Consider the following 6,051-nt stretch of genomic DNA (forward strand, 5'->3'; position numbering starts at 1 on the left):
CAAAAATTGCTTCGGTGGTTCAAGAGAACTGATAACTGATAACTGAAATGAATAACCCAAATACTGATTTTGATACTCCTTGGAAAGATGTCTTAGAAATCTACTTTGAAGACTTTGTTTCCTTCTTTTTTCCTCAAGCTCACGCGGGTATTGATTGGAATCAAGGCTTTGAATTTCTCGACAAAGAACTTCAACAAGTGGTGCGGGATGCTGAGTTAGGCAAACGTCTCGTCGATAAGTTGGTGAAAATTTATCGTATGGCGGGAGAAGAGACCTGGGTTTTAATCCACATAGAAATCCAGGGTCAGCGAGAAATTGACTTTGCTGAACGGATGTTTGTCTATTACTATCGCATTTATGATCGTTACAGGCGTTCAGTAGCGAGTTTGGCAGTTTTAGGTGATGATAATGCTTCTTGGCGACCCAATCAATTTGAACGTGAGTTATTTGATTGTCAAGTGAGTTTTCGCTTTCCGGTCGTCAAGTTGCTAGAATTTAAGCAGCAGTGGTCAGCTTTAGCAGCCAGCCGCAATCCTTTTGCTACAGTCGTGATGGCGCATCTCCAAGCTTTAGAAACTCGGCAAAACCGAAAAAAGCGCAAAGAAGCGAAATTAGCATTAACTAAACGGTTGTACGAACAGGGTTATCAACGAGAGGATATTATCAACCTCTTTAAGTTTATCGATTGGTTGATGAGCTTACCCACTGAATTAGAACAAGAGTTTCAACAGGAATTAAATCAGTACGAGGAGGAAAAAAGAATGCCTTATATTACCAGTGTTGAAAGAATGGGAATGGAAAAGGGGATGATTCAAAAAGCTCGAGAATCTGTCATTGATGCCCTTGAGATTCGGTTTGAGAATGTGCCTTCGGAACTGGTTGATGAGATTAGCCAAATTCAAGACACTTCTCTTCTGAAAAATCTCCACAGACAAGCGATTACTCTTGACTCAATCTCAGATTTTCAAGGCTATTTAAATCAGTTAATCAAACCTGAATAATTCTGGTTTGTCGCCCAAGAAAACGGGTTTCTTTGAGAAACCCGTTTTCTGGATTTCTGATGATCGCCTGTTGGAAAAAATTTGTAGCGTATTATACAGACTTATACGGTGCGTTACGCTAATGCTAACACACCCTAAGAGTGAGCTAACCCGCTCCACTTTTGTCCACTTTTATTGATTTAATGTCCACTTTTACCGTAAGTCTTGTCAAGTAACCTTAAACTTGTTAGAATCAAAGAGTTGTTATTTTCTGGTAGTCATTCACCGCTGAGATTAGTTAAGATGATATTACATGACTAATAATATTGACCATGATCGCTTATTTAAGGAGTTGATTTCCACCTTTTTTGTCGAATTTATTGAGTTATTTTTTCCTCAATTGATGGATTATTTAGATAGGGACTCGATTACTTTTTTAGACAAAGAAGTATTTACTGATGTCACGGAAGGAGAAAGGTATGAAAGCGATTTAGTAGCACAAGTTAAGTTTCGCGGAAAAGAATCTTTCTTTCTGATTCATGTCGAGGCGCAGGAAAGTTCTCGAAAATGGTTTAATCGGCGAATGTTTACTTATTTTGCTCGCTTTCATGAGAAATTTGTCTTACCGATTTATCCGATTGTAATTTTTTCTTATTCAAAGCCAAAAAGAGAAGCAATTAGTCAATATGTAGTCGATTTTCCCGATTTTAAGGTGTTAGAATTTAACTATCAGGTAGTGCAGTTAAATCGATTAAATTGGCGAGATTTTCTCAATCAACCGAATCCGGTTGCTTCAGCTTTGATGGCTAGGATGAACATTGCCGAGAAAGAGCGAGCCAAGGTAAAAGCGGAATGTCTGCGCTTGTTAATTACTTTAAAGTTAAATCCTGCAAAAATGCAATTAATTTCTGGATTCATTGATACATATCTCAATCTAAATCCTGCCGAAGAGATACAATTTCAAGAAGAGATTAGCACATTTAGTCAACCCGTACAGGAGGGAGTTATGCAAATTACCACCAGTTGGATGCGTCAAGGTATCGAACAAGGTATCGAACAAGGTATTGAACGCGGTATTGAACGTGAAAAGACATTGATTCTTCGTCAACTTAAACGCAAGTTAGGGGAGATTAATCCTGCATTGGAAACTAAAATTATGCAGTTAAGTATTGATGATGTCGAAGCATTAGGAGAAGCTTTATTCGACTTCTCTACGGTTGAAGATTTAATCAATTGGTTAAATACTTTAACTGCTTAGTTCTTATGTTAGCGCTCGCCTTCTGACAACAACCCACTAAAATTGTCATAATGAAACAAACAACCGCCAATTATGATGAACCCTGGAAAGAAGCATTAACCGAGTATTTTGAAGCATTTTTATACTTCTTTTTTCCCGAAGTTCACCAACTAATTGATTGGACAAAAATTCCCGAATCCCTAGAAAAAGAACTCAAACGGATTACCGCTTCAGCAAGGACAAAAAAACGTTTTGCTGACAAACTCTATAAAGTTTGGTTACTCAGGGGTGAAGAAATCTGGATTTTGATTCATATTGAAATTCAAAGTCAATACGAAGAAAATTTCTCTCAGAGGATGTATATTTATAACTATCGGGCCTTTGATTTGTATCAGAAACCGGTTATCAGTCTCGCTATATTAGGGGATGAACGAGTAAATTGGCGACCAGATTCCTATAATTATACTATCGCTGGTTGTGAAGTCAGCCTCAAATTCCCAACGGTTAAATTACTGGACTATGAGGAAAACTGGTCAGAACTAGAAACAAGTAGCAATCCCTTTGCTATAATAGTCATGGCACACCTGAAAACAAAAGCGACTACTGGGAAGCTGCCAGAACGGGAACAGTGGAAGTGGAGGTTAATCAGAGGATTATATGAAAAGGAGTTCGAGAGGGAACAAATAATTAAATTATTTGAAATCATCGACACAATGATGACTCTATCAACTAAATTACAGTCAAGTTTAGAGAGTAAAATCAAACAATTTGAGGAGGAAAGAACCATGCCTTTAATGAGTAATATGGAGTTACGAGGAAGGAAAATTGGTGAGGAAATTGGGGAGTTACGAGGGATAGAACGCGGTAAGGAAATCGGTAAGGAAATTGGTAAGGAAATTGGTAAAGAAATTGGCGCGTTAGAAAAAAGCCGTGATGACATAAAAACAGTTTTAACTGTGCGGTTTGGACAGATTTCTTCAGAAATTGAAGAGATAATCGGCAAAATGACTAACCCTACTATCTTAGAAGAGCTACTAAAATTAGCAGCTACCGCTCATTCTCTCGCAGAATTTAAGCAGTCTTTGGCAAAAATCCAATCCTAGAACAACTATCTAGAAAACGGGTTTCTTGAAGAAACCCGTTTTCTGTATAAATGTTAATTTCTGTTACAGGGGTCTTGAGAAATTTGCGCTTGTTGAGCTAAAACTATTAGCAATAAACTTTTGCTGTTACTGTCATGACTCTCTCTCTTTTGTCGATTATTCCTGTTGTTGACGATGTTTTGTTCGATTTTGCTCAATCTGATGGTTTTTGGGCGAATTTAGAAACCGCTTTTGGCACAAGTTATGATGTGGTTAAGGCGACAGAACTACGACAGCAGTGGCAAAGTCGAAATTTTGGTCAACTTCCCCCAATTGAGGTACTCAGTGATGAGGTTTTGGGGACTGCGAATGGTGCTTATGCCAGTAGTAAGAATAAGATTTATCTATCAGCATCTTTTTTAAATACGGCATCGTCAGCAGCGATAATTAATGTAATTTTAGAAGAAATTGGGCATTATGTGGATGCTCAAATTAATCCAGTGGATAGCGCGGGAGATGAGGGGGCAATTTTTGCAGAGTTGGTTCAAGGTAACAGTCTGGATGTGGCAACCTTAGACGCTTTACGAGCAGAGAATGACCAGACAACAATTATAGTAAATGGGGAAATTATTCAAGTAGAACAGGCAGATTTTACCGGGACTAATGGGAATGATAATATTACGGGAACATCTACAAGTGATAATATTTTTGGGTTAGATGGCAATGATACTTTAAGTGGTCTGGGGGGAAGCGATAATATTTATGGGGGTAATGGTAATGACTCTCTTAACGGTGGGGATGGAAGTGATTACTTTACCAACGATGCGGGTAATGACACGATAAATGGTGGTAGTGGGACTGATCGCTATGAGGTTGACTACAGTAGTGCTAGTAGTGGTTTAACCATGACCTACAATACCACTACCGGGAGTGGGACGATTACTGTCGGTACAGAAACTGATACCTTTACTTCGATTGAGAGTTTTAACGGGTTTAAGGGAACTGAGTATAATGATGTCATTTTTGGCGGGACAGAAAGTGAATTTTATTATTATTATGGCGCTCTCTCAGGTGGAAGTGGTAACGATACTATTTCAGGTAATGCTGGTTTTGACGAAATTTATGGAGAGGATGGGAATGATGTCCTCAATGGTGGTGCTGATAATGATCAACTTTATGGTGGTAGTGGGAATGATCTCCTCAATGGTGATGCTGGAGATGATTACTTTACCAATGAGGACGGTAATGACACGATAAATGGTGGTAGTGGGACTGATCGCTATGATGCTGACTACAGCTATGCTAGTAGCGGTTTAACCATGACCTACGACACCGCTACCGGGAGTGGGACGATTACTGTCGGTACAGAAACTGATACCTTTACTTCGATTGAGAATTTTAACGGGTTTAAGGGAACTGAATATAATGATGTCATTTTTGGCGGTACAGCAAGTGAATATGATTATGGTGGACTCGCAGGTGGAGGTGGTAACGATACTATTTCAGGTAATGCTGGTAGTGACTACATTTATGGGGAGGATGGAAATGATGTCCTCAATGGGGGTGTAGGTAATGATCAGCTTTATGGTGGTAATGGGAATGATCTCCTCAATGGTGATTCAGGAGATGATTACTTTACCGGCGATGAAGGCAATAATGACACGATAAATGGTGGTGCTGGTAGTGATCGCTATCATGCTGACTACAGCTATGGTAGTAGTGGTTTAACCATGACCTACGACACCGCTGGGAGTGGAACGATTACTGTCGGTACGGAAACTGATACCTTTACTTCGATTGAGAGTTTTGATGGGTTTAAGGGAACTGATTATAATGATGTCATTTTTGGCGGTACAGCTAATGAGTACTACCTCTATGGTAGAGAGGGTAATGATACGATTTCAGGTAATGCTGGTAGTGACTACATTTATGGAGAGAATGGTAATGATGTCCTCAATGGTGGAGATGGTTATGATGATCTTTATGGTGGTAATGGGAATGACACCCTACAAGGAACAGATGGCGGTACAGGAGAATCTGATGATTTAGTAGGAGGTTCAGGAAACGATCGCTTTATCCTTGCAGATACGACAAAGACCTTCTACGATGACGGTTTGACAACTACTGAAGGTACTAGCGACTACGCTACAATTGCCGACTTTAGCACCATTGATGACACAATTCAGCTACGGGGTTCAAGTAGTGACTATCTCTTAACAGTTTCTGGTTCCACTACTAAGCTCTACATCAACAAACCAGGAAACGAAGCAGATGAACTGATTGCTTATATCAGTAATCAAACAGCATTAAGTCTAACTGCTAGTTATTTTAGCTATGTTTCTAGTCCTACTCTTCCCAGTATTACCCTTGCGGTTGCTCCTAGTAGTGTTACCGAAGATGGGACAACAAATCTGGTTTATACCTTCACCCGTAGCGGTTCCACCACTAATCCTTTAACAGTTAACTATACAGTTGGGGGGACAGCTACTAATGGAACCGATTACACTTCTATTCCCACCAGTGTCACCTTTGCTGCTAATTCAGCGACCGCGACTTTAACCGTTGACCCCACTGCTGACACAACAGTAGAAAGTGACGAAACTGTTATTTTAACTCTTGCTTCTGGGACTGATTATACAGTAGGTACGACTACCGCAGTTACGGGAACAATTACCAATGATGATACCAGTGTCACTCTTGCGGTTGCTCCCAGTAGTGTTACTGAAGATGGGACAACAAATCTGGTTTATAC

4 protein-coding genes are annotated in these 6,051 nt (G+C 39.7%); all 4 read left to right on the top strand.

The window, feature by feature from the left end:
- Positions 1–47: 47 nt before the first annotated feature.
- Positions 48–1,001 (top strand): RpnC/YadD family protein, encoded by a 954-nt coding sequence (locus H6F92_RS17735; protein WP_002799626.1) that lies wholly within the window; start codon positions 48–50, stop codon positions 999–1,001.
- A gap of 292 nt (positions 1,002–1,293) precedes the next feature.
- Complete coding sequence (locus H6F92_RS17740; RefSeq protein ID WP_190358918.1) at positions 1,294–2,238, top strand: DUF4351 domain-containing protein; 945 nt, start codon at positions 1,294–1,296, stop codon at positions 2,236–2,238.
- Between the two features lie 50 nt (positions 2,239–2,288).
- The gene (locus tag H6F92_RS17745) at positions 2,289–3,320 is read left to right on the top strand and encodes an RpnC/YadD family protein (RefSeq protein ID WP_190358919.1); all 1,032 of its coding nucleotides are present in this window, start codon (positions 2,289–2,291) and stop codon (positions 3,318–3,320) included.
- A 134-nt stretch (positions 3,321–3,454) separates the two neighbouring features.
- A partial coding sequence (locus tag H6F92_RS17750; protein WP_190358920.1) for a beta strand repeat-containing protein occupies positions 3,455–6,051 on the top strand: 2,597 nt, incomplete at its 3' end.

The organism is Microcystis wesenbergii FACHB-1317 (assembly GCF_014696875.1).
Lineage (GTDB): Bacteria > Cyanobacteriota > Cyanobacteriia > Cyanobacteriales > Microcystaceae > Microcystis > Microcystis wesenbergii_A.